Annotated in this window: 18 protein-coding genes; 8 read left to right on the plus strand and 10 right to left on the minus strand. The window is 60.4% G+C overall.

What is annotated here, in order from left to right; translation table 11 throughout:
• Position 1: 1 nt before the first annotated feature.
• The 3 genes from IHQ43_RS14220 to IHQ43_RS14230 all read right to left on the minus strand — a co-directional run bounded on the left by IHQ43_RS14220 (position 2) and on the right by IHQ43_RS14230 (position 2,795).
• A complete protein-coding gene (locus tag IHQ43_RS14220) occupies positions 2–1,132 on the minus strand; it encodes a LuxE/PaaK family acyltransferase (RefSeq protein ID WP_192564882.1) in 1,131 nt (376 codons plus the stop codon).
• On the minus strand, positions 1,132–2,391 hold the full coding sequence (locus tag IHQ43_RS14225) for an MFS transporter (protein ID WP_192564883.1): 1,260 nt from the start codon (positions 2,389–2,391) through the stop codon (positions 1,132–1,134). The genes IHQ43_RS14220 and IHQ43_RS14225 overlap by 1 nt, the downstream gene beginning before the upstream one ends.
• Positions 2,392–2,654: 263 nt before the next feature.
• The gene (locus tag IHQ43_RS14230; RefSeq protein ID WP_178081266.1) at positions 2,655–2,795 is read right to left on the minus strand and encodes a hypothetical protein; all 141 of its coding nucleotides are present in this window, start codon (positions 2,793–2,795) and stop codon (positions 2,655–2,657) included.
• Between the two features lie 157 nt (positions 2,796–2,952).
• On the opposite strand from IHQ43_RS14230, the gene IHQ43_RS14235 reads away from it, so the two are divergent.
• The gene (locus tag IHQ43_RS14235) at positions 2,953–3,141 is read left to right on the plus strand and encodes a hypothetical protein (protein ID WP_039768149.1); all 189 of its coding nucleotides are present in this window, start codon (positions 2,953–2,955) and stop codon (positions 3,139–3,141) included.
• An 18-nt stretch (positions 3,142–3,159) separates the two neighbouring features.
• Here the strand turns inward: IHQ43_RS14235 and IHQ43_RS14240 are convergent, their stop codons facing one another.
• Entirely contained in the window at positions 3,160–3,537 is a 378-nt protein-coding gene (locus tag IHQ43_RS14240; protein ID WP_192564884.1) for a fe2+ zn2+ uptake regulation protein, read from the minus strand.
• A gap of 294 nt (positions 3,538–3,831) precedes the next feature.
• Between IHQ43_RS14240 and pvdQ the strand changes: the two genes are divergently transcribed.
• A complete protein-coding gene (gene pvdQ, locus IHQ43_RS14245; protein WP_192564885.1) occupies positions 3,832–6,168 on the plus strand; it encodes a bifunctional acylase PvdQ in 2,337 nt (778 codons plus the stop codon).
• Between the two features lie 64 nt (positions 6,169–6,232).
• Here pvdQ and IHQ43_RS14250 read toward each other — a convergent pair whose 3' ends face one another.
• Positions 6,233–7,234 carry a FecR family protein gene (locus IHQ43_RS14250; protein WP_192564886.1) on the minus strand — a complete coding sequence of 334 codons (1,002 nt, stop codon included), beginning with the start codon at positions 7,232–7,234 and terminating at the stop codon, positions 6,233–6,235.
• Between the two features lie 154 nt (positions 7,235–7,388).
• On the opposite strand from IHQ43_RS14250, the gene IHQ43_RS14255 reads away from it, so the two are divergent.
• On the plus strand, positions 7,389–7,658 hold the full coding sequence (locus IHQ43_RS14255) for a PepSY domain-containing protein (RefSeq protein WP_192564887.1): 270 nt from the start codon (positions 7,389–7,391) through the stop codon (positions 7,656–7,658).
• A 59-nt stretch (positions 7,659–7,717) separates the two neighbouring features.
• Here IHQ43_RS14255 and IHQ43_RS14260 read toward each other — a convergent pair whose 3' ends face one another.
• Complete coding sequence (locus IHQ43_RS14260; RefSeq protein ID WP_244142271.1) at positions 7,718–11,557, minus strand: dermonecrotic toxin domain-containing protein; 3,840 nt, start codon at positions 11,555–11,557, stop codon at positions 7,718–7,720.
• 9 nt (positions 11,558–11,566) lie between these two features.
• Here IHQ43_RS14260 and IHQ43_RS29585 point away from each other — a divergent pair, with 9 nt between their 5' ends.
• From IHQ43_RS29585 to IHQ43_RS14265, 3 genes are all read left to right on the plus strand, one after another.
• The gene (locus IHQ43_RS29585; RefSeq protein WP_244142272.1) at positions 11,567–12,073 is read left to right on the plus strand and encodes a hypothetical protein; all 507 of its coding nucleotides are present in this window, start codon (positions 11,567–11,569) and stop codon (positions 12,071–12,073) included.
• Positions 12,074–12,094: 21 nt separating this feature from the next.
• Entirely contained in the window at positions 12,095–12,448 is a 354-nt protein-coding gene (locus tag IHQ43_RS29590) for a hypothetical protein (RefSeq protein ID WP_244142273.1), read from the plus strand.
• Between the two features lie 251 nt (positions 12,449–12,699).
• Entirely contained in the window at positions 12,700–13,731 is a 1,032-nt protein-coding gene (locus tag IHQ43_RS14265) for an Ldh family oxidoreductase (RefSeq protein WP_192564889.1), read from the plus strand.
• 55 nt (positions 13,732–13,786) lie between these two features.
• Here the strand turns inward: IHQ43_RS14265 and IHQ43_RS14270 are convergent, their stop codons facing one another.
• Complete coding sequence (locus IHQ43_RS14270; protein ID WP_007957537.1) at positions 13,787–14,104, minus strand: ElaB/YgaM/YqjD family protein; 318 nt, start codon at positions 14,102–14,104, stop codon at positions 13,787–13,789.
• Between the two features lie 153 nt (positions 14,105–14,257).
• Here IHQ43_RS14270 and IHQ43_RS14275 point away from each other — a divergent pair, with 153 nt between their 5' ends.
• On the plus strand, positions 14,258–14,512 hold the full coding sequence (locus IHQ43_RS14275) for a hypothetical protein (RefSeq protein ID WP_007957535.1): 255 nt from the start codon (positions 14,258–14,260) through the stop codon (positions 14,510–14,512).
• Here the strand turns inward: IHQ43_RS14275 and IHQ43_RS14280 are convergent, their stop codons facing one another.
• Complete coding sequence (locus IHQ43_RS14280) at positions 14,513–15,427, minus strand: LysR family transcriptional regulator (protein WP_192564890.1); 915 nt, start codon at positions 15,425–15,427, stop codon at positions 14,513–14,515.
• An 84-nt stretch (positions 15,428–15,511) separates the two neighbouring features.
• On the opposite strand from IHQ43_RS14280, the gene IHQ43_RS14285 reads away from it, so the two are divergent.
• Positions 15,512–16,435: a carbon-nitrogen hydrolase family protein gene (locus IHQ43_RS14285; protein WP_192564891.1), complete on the plus strand. Its 924-nt coding sequence runs from the start codon at positions 15,512–15,514 to the stop codon at positions 16,433–16,435.
• 106 nt (positions 16,436–16,541) lie between these two features.
• Here the strand turns inward: IHQ43_RS14285 and IHQ43_RS14290 are convergent, their stop codons facing one another.
• Together IHQ43_RS14290 and IHQ43_RS14295 are read right to left on the minus strand one after the other, a co-directional pair.
• A complete protein-coding gene (locus tag IHQ43_RS14290; RefSeq protein WP_115077842.1) occupies positions 16,542–17,015 on the minus strand; it encodes an LEA/WHy family protein in 474 nt (157 codons plus the stop codon).
• Positions 17,016–17,084: 69 nt separating this feature from the next.
• The gene (locus IHQ43_RS14295; RefSeq protein WP_192564892.1) at positions 17,085–18,551 is read right to left on the minus strand and encodes a nucleobase:cation symporter-2 family protein; all 1,467 of its coding nucleotides are present in this window, start codon (positions 18,549–18,551) and stop codon (positions 17,085–17,087) included.
• Positions 18,552–18,581 lie beyond the last annotated feature (30 nt).

An 18,581-nucleotide genomic window follows, 5' to 3' on the forward strand; every position in this document is an offset into this window, starting at 1 on the left:
GTCAGTGCCTCCCCAGCAGTTCGGAAGCGGCCATGGCGCAGCTTCTGCCAGCCGTGGTCGCGGCGCGGCCATGCAGTTCGAACCAGTCTGCGGCCAGATCGCAGCCACAGCTGGCGCCTGGATGCAGGGTGGCGAGATCGCTCATGACCACGGCATGGGCCGGGCTCGATGAAATGTAGGGCGAGACGAAACTCAGCAAGCCCTGGCGGCCATACGGCAGAACCGTGAAGTCGGATGGATTGCGCACGAAGACCTTCGAATAGACGGGAACATGGAAATGATGATGTGCACATTCAAGGTAAGGCACCGGATGCTCGACCGCGCCGTAACCGTCACGGCAGCGGGTGGCTTCAAGGCCCAGTTGTCGGTGAATGCGCTCGTACAGTCGCTGGCGGGGAATCTCCTGCGCGGCATGGGTCTTCCAGCCGCCTCCAAAAAGTGCCAGCGAGTCTGGTGCCAGTTGCAACTCAGAAACGCCGGTGACACGCATGCGCTCCAAGGTCTGCCAGAGAAACGCGGGAAAGCCGAGAATTCGCACCGGAAGGCCTTCTTCGGCGAATGATTGCAGGGCTGCAATGACGCCGAAACTGTCGAACTCATGGCCGCCGCCGGTACGGCGAAGGGCGTAGGCCACTCGGTTGACCGGTGCGAATCGGCACAGGAACTGATCGGTAAAGGAGGTTCCCAGGCTGATCGCGCCCTCGGGTTCATAGCTCAGAAGCAAGTAGTTGCAGGGCGTGTGCGGAGTGCTCCAGCCATAATGGTGAAAAATGCGTTCGACCATGCACTGGGCTGCCCCCAGACTGCGTTCGTCATAGCGCATGCGGCTTTTCTGACCGCTGGTGCCCGAGGAGGTCAGCTCCAGCGCGTGGGTGCCGGTGGGGCTGAGCAATTGTTGCTGCTTGAAAAAACCGGCGAATATCGGTGGCAGACGCGACCAGTCGTCGAGGTTCTCCAGATCGTCCACCGCCAGTCCGTTGGCGTTCAGCCAGTGCTCGTAACCTGGGGTGTGCAGGCTGTGGAAACGGCTGATCTCGGCCATGGCCAGGTCGAACAGTCCGTCCGGCACGGATTCCGGGCAATAGGGTTGCGTCAACGCGCAGAGCGCGTCGCTGTGGGGGAACTGGAACATCAGACGTCCTTATCGTTAGGTTGAGCGGTCGGCACTGGCGGAGCAGGCAGAAACCGGTTGAGCAGGGGCAGGCTCAGCAGGCCGCCGAGTGCGGCCCACAGAGCAAAGAGGTCCAGACTCAGGCCGCCGCCGATAGCAGCAATCAACGACCCACCGACGCCCATCACGGCAATCGAAATCATGCCGATCGCGGCCGAGACCAGCCCTTTGCTGTCATCGCTGCAAAACAGCGCCAGCCGATACAGGGCAGCGTTGCTCATGCCCAGTCCCACGGCGTACAGCGCGAGGCTGGCAATCAGTGCGATGAGAGAGAGGCTTGTGACTGCGACTGCCAACAGCGTCAGCAGCCCGAGGCAATACGGCCATAGCGCCAGGCGAATCAATTGCGGCAATTCACGTGTGGGCAGCAATCGGTCAAGGATCAGATTGCCGAGAATGACCGCCGAGAAAACCGGAATCTGCCACAGGGCATATTCTCGCGTTGTCAGCCCCAGTGACTGGACCAGCAACAGCGGTGAAAGACCGATCCAGGCGATCAGTGGCAGGCTCATCAGGCCCAGTGCAACGCAGGTCCCGACAAAGTTTGAGTTGCGCGACAACGCAAGGTAGCGAGCACCGATCTGGCGAAAGGAAAAGGTTACAGGCACCTGCTGATTACCATCACGACGGACGACCCCGATGGTTTCAGGCATGCAGGCATACAGTCCGATCCATGCAAGTACGGCAACCATGGCCAGGCCGAAAAACAGTTCGCGCCAGTTGAGCCACTCCAGCAACAAACTGCCCAGCAGGGGACCGATCAGCGGCGAAAGCAGTGCAACATTGCCGAGCAGCGCCATCAGGCGCACGGCATCGGCTTCGCAGAATACTTCCTGAAGCGCGGGATAGCTGACAGCCACCACAAACCCGAGTCCCATGCCTTGCAGCAGCCGTAACGCATTGAAAACTTCAATGCCGGACGTGAAGACCGTCGCCGCACACGCAGCACTGAATAGTGCGCAACCTGCCAGCAGCAACGGTCGACGGCCGAACCGGTCGGACAACGGTCCGATCAGCCATTGCAGGCATACGCCGCCGATCAGGTAGAGATTAAAGGCGTTGGGGATATGACGGGCATCGGCGTCAAGGTCCCGAGTGACGGTCAGCATCGCCGGCATGACCATGTCGCTGGCCATGTAGGTCAGCCATTCGAACAGCATGATGGCGAGGCAGAAACCGACGGCCTGCCGGGGCGAGAGATTGATGAGAGTTCTTTGCATACGCTTCCACGAGATTCGAGAGAGAGCGCAAAGGGTAGAGGCGGGGTCAGACGGTTCCTACGTCATTGCTGTGACGCTCTATGACGGGGGTTTGCATGATGTTGCGCAGGGCGGGAAACCTACTCGCGAAGGCGAATTGCCTGACAGGATGGAAGATGGAATCTTGAGAAAAATGCCCACGATCCTGTGGGCATTTTTGTTGAAACTATATCCGTTGTTGCATTTGAACGAGAGGACGCCGGCGTCACCCTCGGTGTGATGATTTAACGATGGTAGTAGTAGCCCGGACCTTGCGGCGCGTAGTGGCGATGATCGCCATGCCAGCCGCCGTGGGGGAAGATGATGCAGCCGCTCAGGGTGAGCAGTGCAAGGACAGGAATCAGCCAGGTGATTCGACGCAGCATTTCGAAAATCCTCATGGTTAAAGCCGCCTGAAGCCAAAGCTCTTGATCGGCTGTAACATGAGACCCCGTTTGCAGCGACGTATCCCCGTGAAAGGGTATGCGCATGGCATCAACGCCGATACAAACCCGATACATTCCAACGGTTCAGGAACCTGTAATGACCCAGAAGCAACGCTTGAAATATTCGATTCTGATCGCCCTCGCCGTACTGCTGATCATGCTCGGCCTGTCCTGGCTGCAAAACGCCGGCAAGCTCAGCGAGCAAACGTTCCAGTACATCGCCATCGGTGTGGCAGTGGTGGTCGTAGTGATCAACGGCGTGATGCGCCGCAAGGTCAAGCCCTGACGGCGTCTGCCGCGCACTTCAATCGTTGTTGAGCACGGCGGCAGCCTGGGGATGGAGGCTGTAGCTCTTGTCGTCGTTGAACGTGATCACGCCTTCGGCGCACAGGCGCTTGAGCACTTCACGCACGCTGAGGAAGGACAACGGAATGTCCAGATCCAGCAACTGGCTATGCACGCCACGCACTCCCAGACGACGGTCGTCCTCGGCGGCAACCAGCAGGGTATCGATGACTTTGAGGCGAATCAGGCTGGTGCGCAGGCCGAAGCTCTTGAGCAACAGGCGGATACGTTCATTGCCGTGACGCTCGACCCGTTGCCCGAATACGTCAGCGTGCGAACCCATGGGCGCTCCTTTGGGGGTCTGGCTACCTTCCGATGGTAGTAGTGGGTTGTACATGCGATTACTCCTTTCAGAGCCTGATCAGGAAAGGTTTTTCGTGCTCTCTCTAAACAAGACGTTTCAGCCCGACAAATCATGAAGCGAAAAATGTAGAAAATTTGTCGTGGTTTTGTCTTTTCCCCGTGATTGCGGCACGAGAGGGGTGTTTGGCCGACTAAATTTTTTTTCCGCGGCTTCGTTTTCTGGACAGGCTCATTGCGCGTGGCGCGTGGGTGATTTCAGAGCGAGCCGGGCCCGACGTGTTCACGGTGGCGGGCGGTTCGCTCTTCGGCATTTCAATCAGGAGCGAGCGTGACTATTTCCAGGCAATTAACCGGACTGACCCTTGCCGGCCTGTTTCTCGGGCTGAGTCTGTCGGCGCATGCGTTCAGTCCGTCCACCCAGGCCGGTGCCGACATACGTCGCACGGGATTTGGCGTGCCGCATATCCGTGCGGAAAACGAACGCGGTCTCGGGTTCGGCATCGGTTACGCCTATGCGCAGGACAACCTGTGCCTGCTGGCCAACGAGATCGTGACGGTCAACGGCGAGCGGTCACGATACTTCGGGCCGGAGCAATTAACGGTCGAAGAGCGCGAGAACCGTGTCAGCGACGTCTTCTTCCAATGGCTCAATACCCCGCAGGCCGTGAGCGCTTTCTGGCAGGCGCAGCCCGTTGAAGTGCGTGACCTGGTGGAAGGTTACGCTGCCGGTTACAACCGTTATCTGGCGGAGCGTCGCCAGCAGGGGTTGCCGCAACAGTGCCAGGGTGAATGGGTGCGCGATATCGCCGTCGAAGACCTGGTGAAGCTGACGCGTCGTCTTCTGGTCGAAGGCGGTGTCGGTCAGTTCGCCGAAGCCCTGGCGGGTGCCGCACCGCCGCAGGCCACAGCGCAGATTGAAAACGCTGCGCGGGCTTATGAACTGGCGGACACGCGCCAGCAACGCTTCGCACTGGATCGTGGCAGCAACGCCGTGGCGGTGGGCAGCGAGCGTTCGTTCAATGGCCGCGGGATGTTGCTGGCCAACCCGCATTTCCCTTGGGTCGGCGGCATGCGCTTCTATCAGATGCATCTGACCATCCCCGGCAAACTCGACGTGATGGGCGCGGCGCTGCCGGGCCTGCCGATGATCAATATCGGTTTCAACCAGCATCTGGCCTGGACCCACACCGTCGATTCGTCCAAGCATTTCACCCTGTATCGCCTGCAGCTCGATCCGAAGGATCCGACCCGTTACCTGCTCGACGGCAAGTCCCTGCCGATGAACAAGCAGACCGTCACGGTGCAGGTCAAACAGGCGGACGGTCAGGTGATGCCGGTATCGCGGGATGTCTACAGTTCGCAGTTCGGCCCGGTGGTGCAGTGGCCCGGCAAGCTCGACTGGAACAACCAGTACGCCTACAGCCTGCGCGATGCCAACCTCGACAACGACCGGGTGCTGAAACAGTGGTACGCCATGAACCGCGCCGGCAATCTCAAGGATCTGCAGGATTCGGTGCACACGATCCAGGGCATCCCGTGGGTCAACACTCTGGCCGTGGATGACAAAGGCCAGACGGTGTACATGAACCTGTCGGTGGTGCCGAACGTCAGTGCCGACAAACTGGCCAAATGCAGCGACCCGCGCGCCGGTCTGAAAATGATCGTGCTCGACGGTTCCAACAGCGCCTGCGCCTGGGACAACGATCCGCAAGCCGCACAAAAGGGCATCTACGCCTCCAGCCAGTTGCCACAGCTGCTGCGCAAGGACTTCGTGCAGCACTCCAACGATTCGGCCTGGCTGGCCAACCCGGCGCAACCATTGACCGGCTTCTCGCCGCTGATCAGCCAGGACGGGCAGCCGCTGGGGCTGCGCTCGCGCTTTGCGCTGGATCGTCTGGCGACCCTGAGCAAGAAAGGCCCGGTGTCGGTGCAGGATCTGCAACACATGGTGATGGACGATCAGGTATTCCTGGCAACTCAGGTGGTACCGGATCTGTTGAAGTTCTGTGCTTCGCAGCCTGAAGCCGCGCTGAAATCGGTGTGCAGCAGCCTGAAGGCGTGGGACGGCCGGGCGAATCTGGAGTCGGGCGTCGGGCTGGTGCATTTCCAGAGCATCATGCAAGCCATGCAGCCATTGCCGCAGGCCTGGCGCGTGGCGTTCGATCCGAAGGATGCACAGCACACCCCGCGCGGGCTGGCCGTTGAAAAGCCTGAAGTGGCCAAAGCACTGCGCGAGGCCATGCTGGCGTCGGCCGAGACAGCGACAAAAATGGGCCTGAGCGCGAAAACCCGTTGGGGCGATGTGCAGGTGGTCAGCAGTGGCGGCCAGCAAACGCCGATCCATGGTGGCCCGGGTACGCTGGGCATTTACAACGCCATTCAGAGCGTGCCGCGCGAAGACGGCAAGCTGGAAGTGGTCAGCGGCACCAGTTACCTGCAAGTCGTGACGTTCGACGACAAGGGGCCGCATGCCCAGGGCCTGCTGGCGTTCTCGTTGTCCAGCGATCCGGCGTCGAAATATTCCCGGGATCAGACCGAGGCCTTCTCGAAGAAACAGTGGAGCGTGTTGCCGTTCACCGAACAGCAGATCAAGGCCGATCCGCAGTATCAGGTGCAGACCGTGCGCGATGACCTGGAAAAAGCGGGGAACGTCGCGGCTCAGTAACCAGATCGGTCTAGAACGCTGACAACCACAAAAGCAGAAGGCCGCTCCCTCACGGGAACGGCCTTCAGTTTTTTGGCGGTTGCTGCGGCATCGGGTTGATCACGGGGTTGCCGTCCTTGTTGCGGGTCAGGAAGACCGGCAACACTTTGGGCAGGGAACTGGCGAAGCTGTTCAGCTCCTTGATGTTGTAGATGCCGCCCACCCGGATCGAGCCGGTCGAGTTGTCGGCCAGCATCAGGGGTTTGGCCAGGTAGCGGTTGATCTGTGGCAACGCTTCGTTCAGCGACAGGTTGTCGAGTACGAGTTTGCCGCTGCGCCAGGCCAGGGAGTTGTCGTTGGCGTAGGTCTGGCTGATTTGCGGCATGTCATCGCCGTGTTTGTAGCGTGCCTGCATCGATGGGCCGAGACGCAAGCCATCACCGCCCAGTCGAGAGTTGCTGGTGACCAGGACGGAGCCTTCGATCAGATTCACCTTCACCTGATCCTCATACATCCAGACGTTGAAGCGGGTGCCGGTCACGCGAATCCTGCCTTCGGCGGCCCTGACGATGAACGGGTGGCTCAGGTCATGGCTGACTTCGAAGAAAGCCTCGCCCTTTTTCAGGGTAACGCGACGTTCGTCCTTGTAGTTGCTGTAGGTCAACTCGGAGTTGAGGTTCAGCTCGACCTGGCTGCCGTCACTCAAGGTGACATGGCGGACATTATCGGTGGCCGCGAAATGCTGATAACTGTTGGGCAGCCAGCCGAGGTTCCAGCCGGTCCAGGCTGCCAGCGGCAAGGCCAGCGCACAGACAGAAGCCGCTACGGCGTACTGGCGCCATGAGCTGACCGGTTGGCGAATCGGCACGACCGGCGCAGGCTCCGGACGCGGCAGGTGTTCGGCAACGTCCCAGATCTCCACCATCGCCTCGTACTCGAACGCGTGAAGCGGGTGTGCATCGCGCCATTGCTCGAACGCCTCGCGCTCTTCATCGGTGCAGTCGACGGCGTGCAGACGCATGCACCAATGCGCGGCGGCATCGGTGATCGCATCGTATTCGGCTTCCGAGAGGGTGTTCTGGGTCATTGACTCGTCCTGATTTCCCGCATTCTAACCTTGAGGGGAAGGCGCCGAGAACAACCGTCATGGCATTTACCCATCAAACATGGAACTTTTTTCGCTCAGACACCCCAAAAAACCAGGACGTCCCGCGAACATTAACCATAGATGGAGTGAAAAAATGATCAAAAGAACCTTGGCCGCTTTCGTCGCCACAGCCAGTCTTCTGAGTGCCGGTGTGGCGCTGGCGGACCGACCTGGTGCAGGATGGATCACGATCGAAAAGGCCATCGAAACTGCCAAGACCAAGGCCGGGTATGTCGAAGTCTATGAAATCGAGGCCGACAACGACGGTTATTGGAAAGGCGAAGGGCGCAAGGCTGACGGTGTGGTGTACGAATTCCGTATCGATGGCGCATCAGGCAATGTATTGCGCGATCAGAAGGACTGATTCCGAGCGCCACCATGCAGAATGCGCAGGCGATGAGCCTGCGCATTTTTTTGGCTGTTTCAGGGGGCCGGCGCCGGATCCAGCTGTCGGCCGACTTCGCAGATCAGGCGGGCTATCGAGTCGGCATTACGCAGAATGACATTGATGCGCGCGTCCGGAGATCGTTGGTCGAGGAACGCATCACGCGCCTCCCGAAGGTTCCGCGCGCCGGTCAAGCGCAGGATTTCTTTGTGAGTCAGTTCCATGCCCGGCACCTTGTCGACATCGACCCAGGTCTTGAACACGCTGTTCCATTCGGCGAACAACCGGACGCGGGGCGTGCTGAGCGACAGGGCTGAACGCTGATCGGCGTGCAGGTCGTTGTACAGCTTCGAACCGCCAGTGGTGATCCTCGAAATCAGGTCGCTGAAAGGTTCCCGTGCCCTGAGGGTGGTGATGTCCAGTGCCTTGCTGAATTGATGGGAAAACTCATGAATCAACGTTGACGCCTGCGCATGCCCATCTACATCGAACGGCTCGAGAAGAAAGGGTTTGTACTGATCCAGCTGTTGTCGGAAAAAATGCTCGGTGAAGTGCACCCGCTTCTGTGCATCGCCTTCAAGCACAAAAGCGATGACATCGTGCAGCCATTTGTTAGAGCCGACCACGAAGCGCTCGGTATCGAGCAACTCATCGGATGGGTCTACCAGCGCGTTGCAGATCGGCAGGATGGCGGCATTGATCCTGGAGAGAATCTCGGGTGTGATCGTCGGCACATTGAAAAAGTCCTCCAGGAAATGGCTCACCCGTGAATGGATGGGGCCGTTGGCGAGCGGGACCAGGTTATGCAGGCAATAGAAGGCATAGCGTCGGGCGAGATCGATCGCGTTTACCAGCGCCTGGGCTTTGAGAGGAAACCTCATGCGGATTTCCTCCATCCCCTGCGCTTCGATGTTGAGCATTGTGCGGCGCAGGGTTGTGATGCTGTGGCGTTCGACCAATCTGCCGAACACCTGTCCGTAGTGAACGGTCTGGTGATCGGCGACTCGCACCAGGCGAGGACCGTTTTTCTGGAAGAGCGGACCTTGCGGGACGCTGTTTGCCAGACGCCAGGCATTCCCGCTCTTGACGACTGGATACACCTTGCCCTCAACCGCTGCGAAATGGCGGTTGCGCGATACCTGAAGATAGGTGCCTTGACCCGGATCGAATTTCAGATCCTTGAGCGCGACGTCCATGGACTCGTACGATTGAAGCATCGTGCGTTGGGGCGCGGTCGGGTCAATGTCGGCCAGCTCTGCTGTTTCAGCCATGTCCTGGACCTCCTCGACAACGGCTTCTGCTTCGTCCGATGCCTGCGGTATCAACCCCACCATGATCATTTGTTCGGCGCCCCGGACAAAGGATTTAAGCGCCCGTTTCCAGTGGTGATTCTGCAGGGCTTCGGCAGAGCCCTTGAATTCGTCATAGGCTTTCCAGAGAACAGGAATGTAGCCAAGCTTGCCGGGCAGCAGATTGCTGAGCTGCCTTATTTCCTGACTGAACAGGATTTTTGCTGTCTCCCAATCGAATTGCGATTCGGAGTTTTTCTGGGCGTCCAACTGCTGTTCCAGAAGCACCAGATTGTCGTTGTAGAGGTGTTCCAGCAGATTGCCTTCAAATGCACTGATGGCCAGTTTCATCTCGCTGGGCTGACCGACGGAAGACACCAGCAGGTTGCGCAATATCGCTCGTTCGCTGCCCTGCAGCCGGCGCAGCAGCAGGTCTTGTAAACGACCGGGCATGTTGAGGGCTGAAATCAGCTCGTTTTCGTTCTCGAACTCCTGGAAAACCTGTTCGGCATATGGCGCATAGAGCACCAGAGGGCCCTTGTGCCTGCTGCCCGGAGTGAAAACATACATCCCCTGAACGGGCAGGGCAGTCGCGCCGGCCGTCTTGATCAGTGACAGCGGGCAGGCGATGGCGTGGGCGCCATGCACGGCTGCTCGTGCAAGGGCATCGGGCATGTCCAGCACCTGCTGAATCAGGCCGTAGGCGCTGCCTGAAAGATGTTGCTGCAGTTTTGCTGCGTGAGCATGCTGCAGCAGCTGCCAGGGCAATTGACGGAAAAAACGTTGCTTGCGTTTCTGGCTTTCGGGATCGCTTGCCGACAGCGCCTGTATGACTTTGCGGGCATAGGTGGTCGGTATCGCCAGTGACAGCAGCATTTGTGTTACGGCGCTTTGATTCAGTCCGGCCGGCAACGTCGCGGCGTTTTTCGAAGTGATTCTGAAACCGGTGCCCTGGGCGATGTTGATGTGATTGAGGGCAAACTCCACCAGGGACCGGGCGGGGCCGGCCAATGCCAGATTGGGGGTGATTTCAATCTCGCGCGGGTCCAGCCGACTGCCAGGGAAACGGCTGTCGAGCATTGATTTCAATGTCTGCTCGACATGACCCACCAGCGACGGCACGCCGGACAGGTAATCCTTGTCGTCAGTCACGCTCTGGTACCACTGCTCCAGGAGTTCGACATGGCGCTTCTGTTCCTGGACCGGTGCCATGCCCAGCCAGGCGGGAAGCGTTTGCCGGGTGGCAATAGCCTGGGCATGTGCGCTGGCCAAAGGCAGATTGGTGGACAGACCGGCACCGCGCAGCCCTGCCAGTGCCCTATCACGACGGGCGCTGTCCTTGATCCGCTCGCGCACATGTTGGCAACGAACCAGATAGTGCTCGATGGTGGACTGCATGCGCTCGTGCAACACGTTGCCATCGATGTATTGAAACGGCCCGAGGCTGTACCGCTGATGAGGCTGGTACTGCGAAGGCACGATATTTTCCAGCAGTAACAGGCGCCGGTCACTGTCGCTCAGGCGCCGCTTCAATACCTGCCGGGCAACCGCGACGTTATCGAAAACCTCCAGCCCGAGGGCCGGAGTCCACAACACGGCGCGTCCGGAGTGTTGCTCGTCGAGCCCGCCACGCTCGGTGATGAAGACGCAATGGGCAAGGGTGACTGGACTCGGCTGGATGGGACACTCAAGCGTCAACGCGTAGGCATCCGGTCGGAAGCCGTTGAGGGCGGAGCGCTGCGCCCGGCTCGGCTGATCGGCATTGATGACATTGCTGACAATGGCCTGCACTGAGGCGTTCAGGGAGCCACTGAGCAATCTGAGTCTGGCCTCGCCATTGACCCCGACGAACCAGGCTTGCGCCAGATCCGGTTTCAAACGCTCGAGCCAATAGCGCTGGATCGCCAGGTTCGCCATCGGCTGCGCCCTGAGCTGCTCAAGGACTGGCGCAGCCACCGAGTCAAATGTCTTGATCGCTGCAAGCGCCTTGTCCGCCAGCACCACGGACGGTTGCTGGTTGCCGGAAATCACCGGATGCGTGCTCCAGCGTCCCCCCATATCGATTGGCTGCAGTCGCTCGTGGATCATCGAGCGGATGTCCAGGCTCTTGTCGAACAGCGCATGCAGGTTCACGGCCCCATCGCTGTGGCGAAAGACTTGCAGTGCATATTCGATGTTCTGCCGTTGTTTGGTGATGATGGACTCGAACAGAATCCTGAAAATGTCACCGACAATCCGCTCGCCGGACACCTGCGGCTGCCCGAAACCGAGAAAACGATTGCGCTCGTCCAGGCTCAACAGGCCATAGAGCTCATCTTCATGGCCCTTGGCGATGAACTTTTCCTTCAGCGTATCCTTGAGGTCCTCGTAGTCCTTGAGCAGTTGCAAGCCGTGAGCGGGCGTGTAGAGGAAGGCGTGAGGCTCACTGATCATCAGCGAGCCCGCCAGCTCTACATAATTGGCTTCGCGCTCCCAAAGACGCACGTTTTCCACGACGGGAAAGCGCACGGCCTGAGTGACCGGTCGAATCAATTGCTGCAGCGTGTTGAATTGCCCGGCGTCGATGACACCGCTTTCGCGCTTGATCATCCATTCGCAATGCGCCTGATCTTCCAGTGCCTGGCCAAAGAAGGAACGTCGCGACAGTCCGAGGGCGGATGGCGCTTCCCAGTAACGCTCCAGGTGCTGGAACAACAGCGCAGGCAGTTTGCTCGCAGCCTGTTTGACAGCCTTTTCCCATTGCGCCTGATCATCGGTGGCCGGTGTCCTGCCCGGATTGGAAAAGCGGGGCGGTTGTTCGGTTGGCCAGTATTGATGGCGGTAATACATCAATACCGCATCACTCAGACTCAAGAGGTCGCTCATGTGTTGCCGTTCGCCACTGTTTCCGGTCGGTCGGTTGAAGCTGACTTGAGTGCGGCTTTGCGACAACGATCCGAAGTGAGACTGGAGCAGCTCATCGAGCACCGCACCCAGAAGCTGGGTCAGGGTCGGAAGCTTTTTCAGCTCCTGGCACATCATTTCGGCATTCATCAGCAGGCTCTGTCGAAAGTCTGCCAATTGCTCGGCGAAGACGTCGCCGGCAACGCTGGTGAACGTCATTGAAATACGCTCGGCGCCTTGTAATTGCTGGCGCTGGGGCAAGGCCAGGAATGGCAGCAGTGTGTCCTGCTCTTCGATATCGTTGAGCCGCCCTTCAAGCCGCTCTTTCAATTCGGCACGGTTGTGGAATTTCTGGATGCCCGCATACGGGGTATAGAGGATCAGCCCCTTGTCGTCCGGCGTTTCACCGATAACAAAGGCGCCAGCCAATGGCATGGGCGGCTCGCCAGTGATGTGGAGCAGAATTCGCTCGATAGCCATGGGCGGCTCCTGCTGGCGGCGCAGGGCGTCGGATGCCAGACTGGCATGGGCGAGCCATCTGAAATCCTTGTCACTCAAGCCATGGGCCTTGCCCAGTGCGGGCCAAAGGCCCGGTGAGTCGAACGTTTCGGGGAATAACAACGGTGGAGTGGCGGCTGACATCTCGAGTCTCGATAAGGGCGCTTGTACGCGTGGGTAGATCGAAACCCGAGGCTAAAAAAACGTTGCCCGGTGCCGGTGGTAAATACATATCGCGCGCGGGTCGATGCGCATGGCAGGGTTGACAGGCTGTCGGCCGCATGTGGTTAATCTGGTTGCGGGTTGTCCGTTCGCTGTTGTTCCCTCCAATAATTACTCTGGAGCTTCAGATGTCTGCGCCACACGATCATGCAATCTCCTCCACGGTGTCCCTGGATGAGCTGACTCAATTGCTGCAAACGATTTTCACCCGTCACGGCACCTCGGCCGAAGTTGCGCGAACGCTGGCCGCCAATTGCGCGAATGCCGAGCGGGACGGCGCTCACAGCCATGGGGTTTTCCGGATTCCCGGTTATGTTTCGACGCTCAACAGCGGCTGGGTCAACGGCAAGGCCGTGCCGAAGGTCGAGGACGTGGCTTCAGGGTTCGTCAGCGTCGATGCCGGCAATGGTTTTGCTCAACCTGCACTGGCGGCAGCACGTGCAATGCTCGTGGAAAAGGCCCGCAGTGCCGGGATCGCGGTGCTAGCGATCCGCAACTCCCATCACTTCGCCGCGTTGTGGCCGGACGTCGAGCCTTTCGCCGATGAAGGCCTGGTGGCGTTGAGCGTGGTCAACAGCATGACTTGCGTGGTGCCGCACGGCGCCGACCGGCCGTTGTTCGGCACCAATCCGATCGCCTTCGCCGCGCCACGGGCCGACGGTGCGCCGATCGTGTTCGACCTGGCCACCAGCGCCATCGCCCATGGCGACGTGCAGATCGCCGCGCGCCAGGGCGAGAAACTGCCGGCGGGCATGGGCGTCGACAGCCTCGGCCAGCCGACCTGCGACCCGAAAGCGATTCTGGAAGGCGGCGCCTTGCTGCCGTTTGGCGGGCACAAAGGTTCGGCGCTGTCGATGATGGTGGAGTTGCTTGCCGCCGCGCTGACCGGTGGCAACTTCTCGTTCGAATTCGACTGGAAGAATCATCCGGGGGCCAAGACCCCGTGGACCGGCCAGTTGCTGATCGTCATCGACCCGAGCAAGACCGCCGGGCAAAGCTTCGCCGAACGCAGTCAGGAACTCGTACGGCAGATGCACGGGGTAGGTCTCAAGCGCTTGCCGGGGGATCGGCGGCATTTGCAGCGGGCCAGATCATTGGCCAAGGGGATCGAGCTGGATCAACAGACCCTGGCGCAGTTGCGTGAACTGGCCGGCGAATGAGTGTTTGCCGGACATGAAAAAGGCGAGCCACATGGCTCGCCTTTTTTGTTCGCGCTCAGCGGCGACCGAGCAGCAATCCGACCACCAGACCGAAGCCGGCGGAGATCGCCACGGTCTGCCACGGGTGCCCGCCGATGTAGCTCTCGGTGGCATCCACCGCCGGTTTGGTGCGATCACGCACGCTGGTGACTGAATCCAGCGCCTGCTGCAATTTCTGGGCGATTTGCCCGCGCAGGGTTTCTGCTTCCTCGCCGACCAGCGAGGCACTGCTCTTGAGCAGTTTTTCCGACTCTTCGATCAGCGCCTGAAGTTCGCTGAAGGCCTGGTCCTTGATTTGGTCTTCGGCGGCTTGAACGGCGGTTTTCCGGGCCATTGGGTGACTCCTTGCAGGTGAATGGACAGTGAACAATGGAGTGCGGCGCGACTTGAAAAGTTGCAGCGATTTTCCATCCGGAGCAAAAACCAGCGTCAGAGGTTTCTGCCCAGCGTGTAAGATGTCGCCATTTCATGCAGCAGGTAATTCCCGATGAGTTTCAATCTGGCCGACAAATCCCTCGCAGAGCGCGCCGCGCTGGAAGATGAAAAATCCCGACTGTTCGAACTCTGGCAGAACAATCTGGGCAAAGCCAAGGGCGAAGCCGCGCGGTTGTTCGGCGAGCGCTCCAAGCGCAAGGGCAAATGGGCCGAATTCGTTCGCGCCGAACTGGACGGCATGTCGCCGCCGGAATTCGCCAACATGGTGCGCAGTGAAGTCAATCGCCTGATGGCGGCCAACAAGTAATCACTCGGCCCTGAAACTGGCGGCAATCGCTTCGCGCACCGCCAGCACCACCGGATCGATCTGGGTGCTGGTGCGCCAGCCCAGTTCGATCGGGTAACGCGGCAACGCGAGCGGGCAGGGCAGCAGTGCCAGCCCGCTCATTGAAGCAATCGCCTGCGCGGCGTGGGTCGGAATGGTGGCCACCGCATCGCTGCCCTTGAGCAGATGCGGCAACGCCGCGAAATGCGTGGTCGAGGCGCAGACCCGGCGACTGCGGCCCAGCGCCGCCAGCCCCTCATCGGTGATCCCGATAAAACCGCCCGACGACACCAGCAGGTGCTCACGGGTAACGAATTCCTCCAGTCCGATCTGCTGCTGGCCCGGCGCCAGACTCGCCGGATCCACCAGACACGCGTAACCCCCTTCACCCAACACCTGACGACTGAGCAGCCGCTCGGCGAACCCGCCGGCGGTGATCGCCAGATCAATGCTGCGCTCCATCAGCGCCCGGGCGACGATCTGGCTGTGGGTCTGACGGAAGATCAGCCGCAGTTTCGGCGCGCGGCGGGCGATTTCCTCGATCAGCCGGCGGCCATAAGCGATTTCGAAATCGTCCGAGAGGCCCACGGTGACCGAGCGTCCTTCGTAGTGGTTGGCGGTTGGATCGACCATGGCCAGGCTTTGCCGGCATTTGTTCAGCGCATCGCTCACGACCGGTTTCAACTGGTTGGCCTTGAGCGTCGGCGCCAATCCCCGGCCGGTGCGCACGAACAACTGATCGCCATACACCTCGCGCAACCGGCGCAGAGCCGCGCTGACCGCCGACTGGGTCACGCCCAGACGCAACGCTGCGCGGCTGGCGCTGGACTCTTCATGCAGGGCTTCGAAGACTTTGAGCAGGTTGAGGTCGACGGTTGCGATATTCATCTGGTTCATATCATTCAGCAGTGGATCGGTCTTTATTCATGATCCCGTGGCGCCGGAGAATGAGCAACACCTGAACCTCACGGAGTGACCGCCATGCCCAAATCAATCGTTGCCGCCCTGCAGATCGGCGCCTTGCCCGGTGGCAAGGCTGAAACCCTGGAACAGATCCTGAGCTGGGAAACCGCGATCAGCGAATCCGGCGCCTCGTTGGTCGTGATGCCCGAAGCCTTGCTCGGCGGTTACCCGAAAGGCGAGGGATTCGGCACGCAACTGGGTTATCGCTTGCCGGAAGGGCGCGAGGCCTACGCCCGTTATTTTGCCAACGCCATTGATGTGCCGGGCGCGGAAACCGAAGCGCTGGCCGGGCTGTCGGCGCGTACCGGGGCCAATCTGGTGATCGGCGTGATCGAACGGGCCGGCAGCACCTTGCATTGCACCGCGCTGTATTTCGATCCGCAGGCAGGCCTTGTGGCCAAGCACCGCAAACTGATGCCCACCGGCACAGAACGGCTGATCTGGGGCAAGGGCGACGGCTCGACGCTGCCGGTGCTCGACACTCAGGTCGGCAAGCTCGGCGCGGTGATCTGCTGGGAAAACATGATGCCGCTGCTACGCACGGCGATGTACGCCAAAGGCATTGAGGTCTGGTGTGCCCCGACCGTGGACGAGCGCGAGATGTGGCAGGTCAGCATGCGCCACATCGCCCATGAAGGGCGCTGCTTTGTGGTCAGCGCCTGTCAGGTGCAGGCCTCGCCGGATGAACTGGGCGTAGAGATCGCCAATTGGCCCGGGGATCGCCCGCTGATCGCCGGTGGAAGCGTGATCGTCGGGCCGATGGGCGACGTGCTGGCCGGGCCGTTGCGCGGCGAGGCCGGATTGCTCACCGCCGAGATCGACACCGATGAACTGGTGCGCGCCCGCTACGACTACGACGTGGTCGGCCACTATGCGCGGCCGGATGTGTTCGAGTTGAGCGTCGACGAGCGGGCGAAACCGGGGGTGCGTTTTCACACATAACCCTGTGTGAGCGAGCTTGCTCGCGAAGGCGGTGTATCAGCCCCCTTTGAGTCAACTGACACGGCCCTTTCGCGGGCAAGCTCGCTCCCACAATGGCTTTGGTGGATTACCAGGTGGCAGCACTGGCTCTGGGCAGACTGAGCTTGCCGGTATCGACAAATCGCATCGTGCCAAACAGCCCGCCCGCCAATTTGCCGCGCAGCACATAGGGCAGGTTGTCGAGGGTTTGGGTCTGGCTCAGGCCCAGGGTCTGGCGCAACACCGAGAACGCGGAAATGCTCACCGGGACGCTGACAATGGTTTCGGAGAACCGTGGAATCGAGCCGGTCTGATCGCTGACACCCGACGCCAGCGAGTGGCCGTTGACCTCCAGATCCAGCGCGATGCCGTTGTAGTCGATGGCGGTTTCGTTGGGATTCTGCACCCGCAGCTTGATCGCGAAGCGCACTTCCAGATCCTGGCTAGGCAGCGGTTCGAGGCCGACCACATTGATGTTTACCGGATCACGATTGGGAAACAACGCACAAGCGCTGAGGGAGAGCAGAAGCAGGGACAGGATGACGGCTTGGAGACGGCGCATTGATGCTCTCTCATTGAAAAAGGGCTGAACCGTGGCCGGTATCAGCCCTTTTTCAATGAGCGGACAGGATCAACGGTTCAACTGTGCGACAGCGGCCTTCGTTGCGGGTTCAGCTTTGGCCGGCAGCTCGGGGTTTTCCATGACCTGAAGGATAGAGGCTTCCGGGTCGAAGTCATCCTCTTCCAGCTCGATGAACTCTTCTGGCAGGAAGATATTCAGCACGATCGCACACAGCGCGCCGACGGTGATCGGCGACTCGAAAATATTGCGCAACGCTTGCGGCAGTTCGCGCAGCACTTCCGGCACGGCGGCGATGCCCAGGCCCATGCCGACGGAAATCGCCACGATCAGCATGTTGCGCCGATGCAGGCCGGCCTCGGCGAGGATCTTGATCCCGGCCACGGCCACGGTGCCGAACATCACCAGCTCCGCGCCGCCGAGCACCGGTTTCGGCATCAATTGCAGCACCGCACCGATCATCGGGAACAGACCCAGCAGCACCAACAGGCCGGCAATGAAGAACGCCACGTAGCGGCTGGCCACGCCGGTCAGCTGAATCACCCCGTTGTTCTGGGCGAAGGTCACCATCGGCATGCTGTTGAACACGGCGGCCATGGCCGAGTTGAGGCCGTCGGCCAGCAAACCCGACTTGATCCGGCGGATGTACAGCGGGCCTTTGACTGGCTGCCGGGAAATCATCGAGTTGGCGGTCAGGTCACCGGCGGCTTCCAGCGGCGACACCAGGAAAATCACCGCCACCGGCACAAATGCTACCCAGTCGAAGTTGAAACCGTACTTGAACGGCACCGGCACGCTGACCACCGGCACTTCGGGCAGGTTGGCAAAATCCACGGTGCCCATCAGCCACGCCACCACGTAGCCGAGGGTCAGGCCGATAACGATCGCGCCCAACCGCAGGAACGGCACATCCACCCGGTTCAACACCACAATGGTGCCCAGCACCAGCGCCGCCAGGAACACGTGGCTGGCCGCGCCCAGATCCGCCGCGCCGAAGCCGCCGGCAATGTCGGTCATCGCCACTTTGATCAGCGACAGGCCCATCAGCGTGATGATGGTGCCGGTCACCACCGGGGTGATCAGCATGCGCAATTTGCCGATGAACTGGCTCAAGACCACTTCGATGAAGGCGGCGAAGAAGCACACGCCGAAGATCGTCGACAGGATTTCATCGGTGCCGCCGCCCCGGGCCTTGACCATGAAACCGGCGCTGAGAATCACGCTGATAAAGGAAAAACTGGTGCCTTGCAGGCACAACAGCCCCGAACCGACCGGGCCAAAGCGCTTGGCCTGAACGAAGGTGCCGAGGCCCGAGACGAACAGCGCCATGCTGATCAGATACGGGATTTCGCTTTGCAGACCGAGGGCGCCGCCCATGATCAGGGTCGGGGTGATGATGCCGACGAAGCTGGCCAGCACGTGTTGCAGGGCGGCAAACACCGTTGCGGTGAAGTGCGGACGGTCGTTGAGGCCGTAGATCAGATCGTTGTTGCGCGGGGCTTTTTCAGAGACGGTCATGGTGGTTTGCGTGCCGCAATGCGGGGCCGG

The sequence above is a fragment of the Pseudomonas gozinkensis genome, from assembly GCF_014863585.1.
Taxonomy (GTDB): Bacteria; Pseudomonadota; Gammaproteobacteria; order Pseudomonadales; family Pseudomonadaceae; genus Aquipseudomonas; species Aquipseudomonas gozinkensis.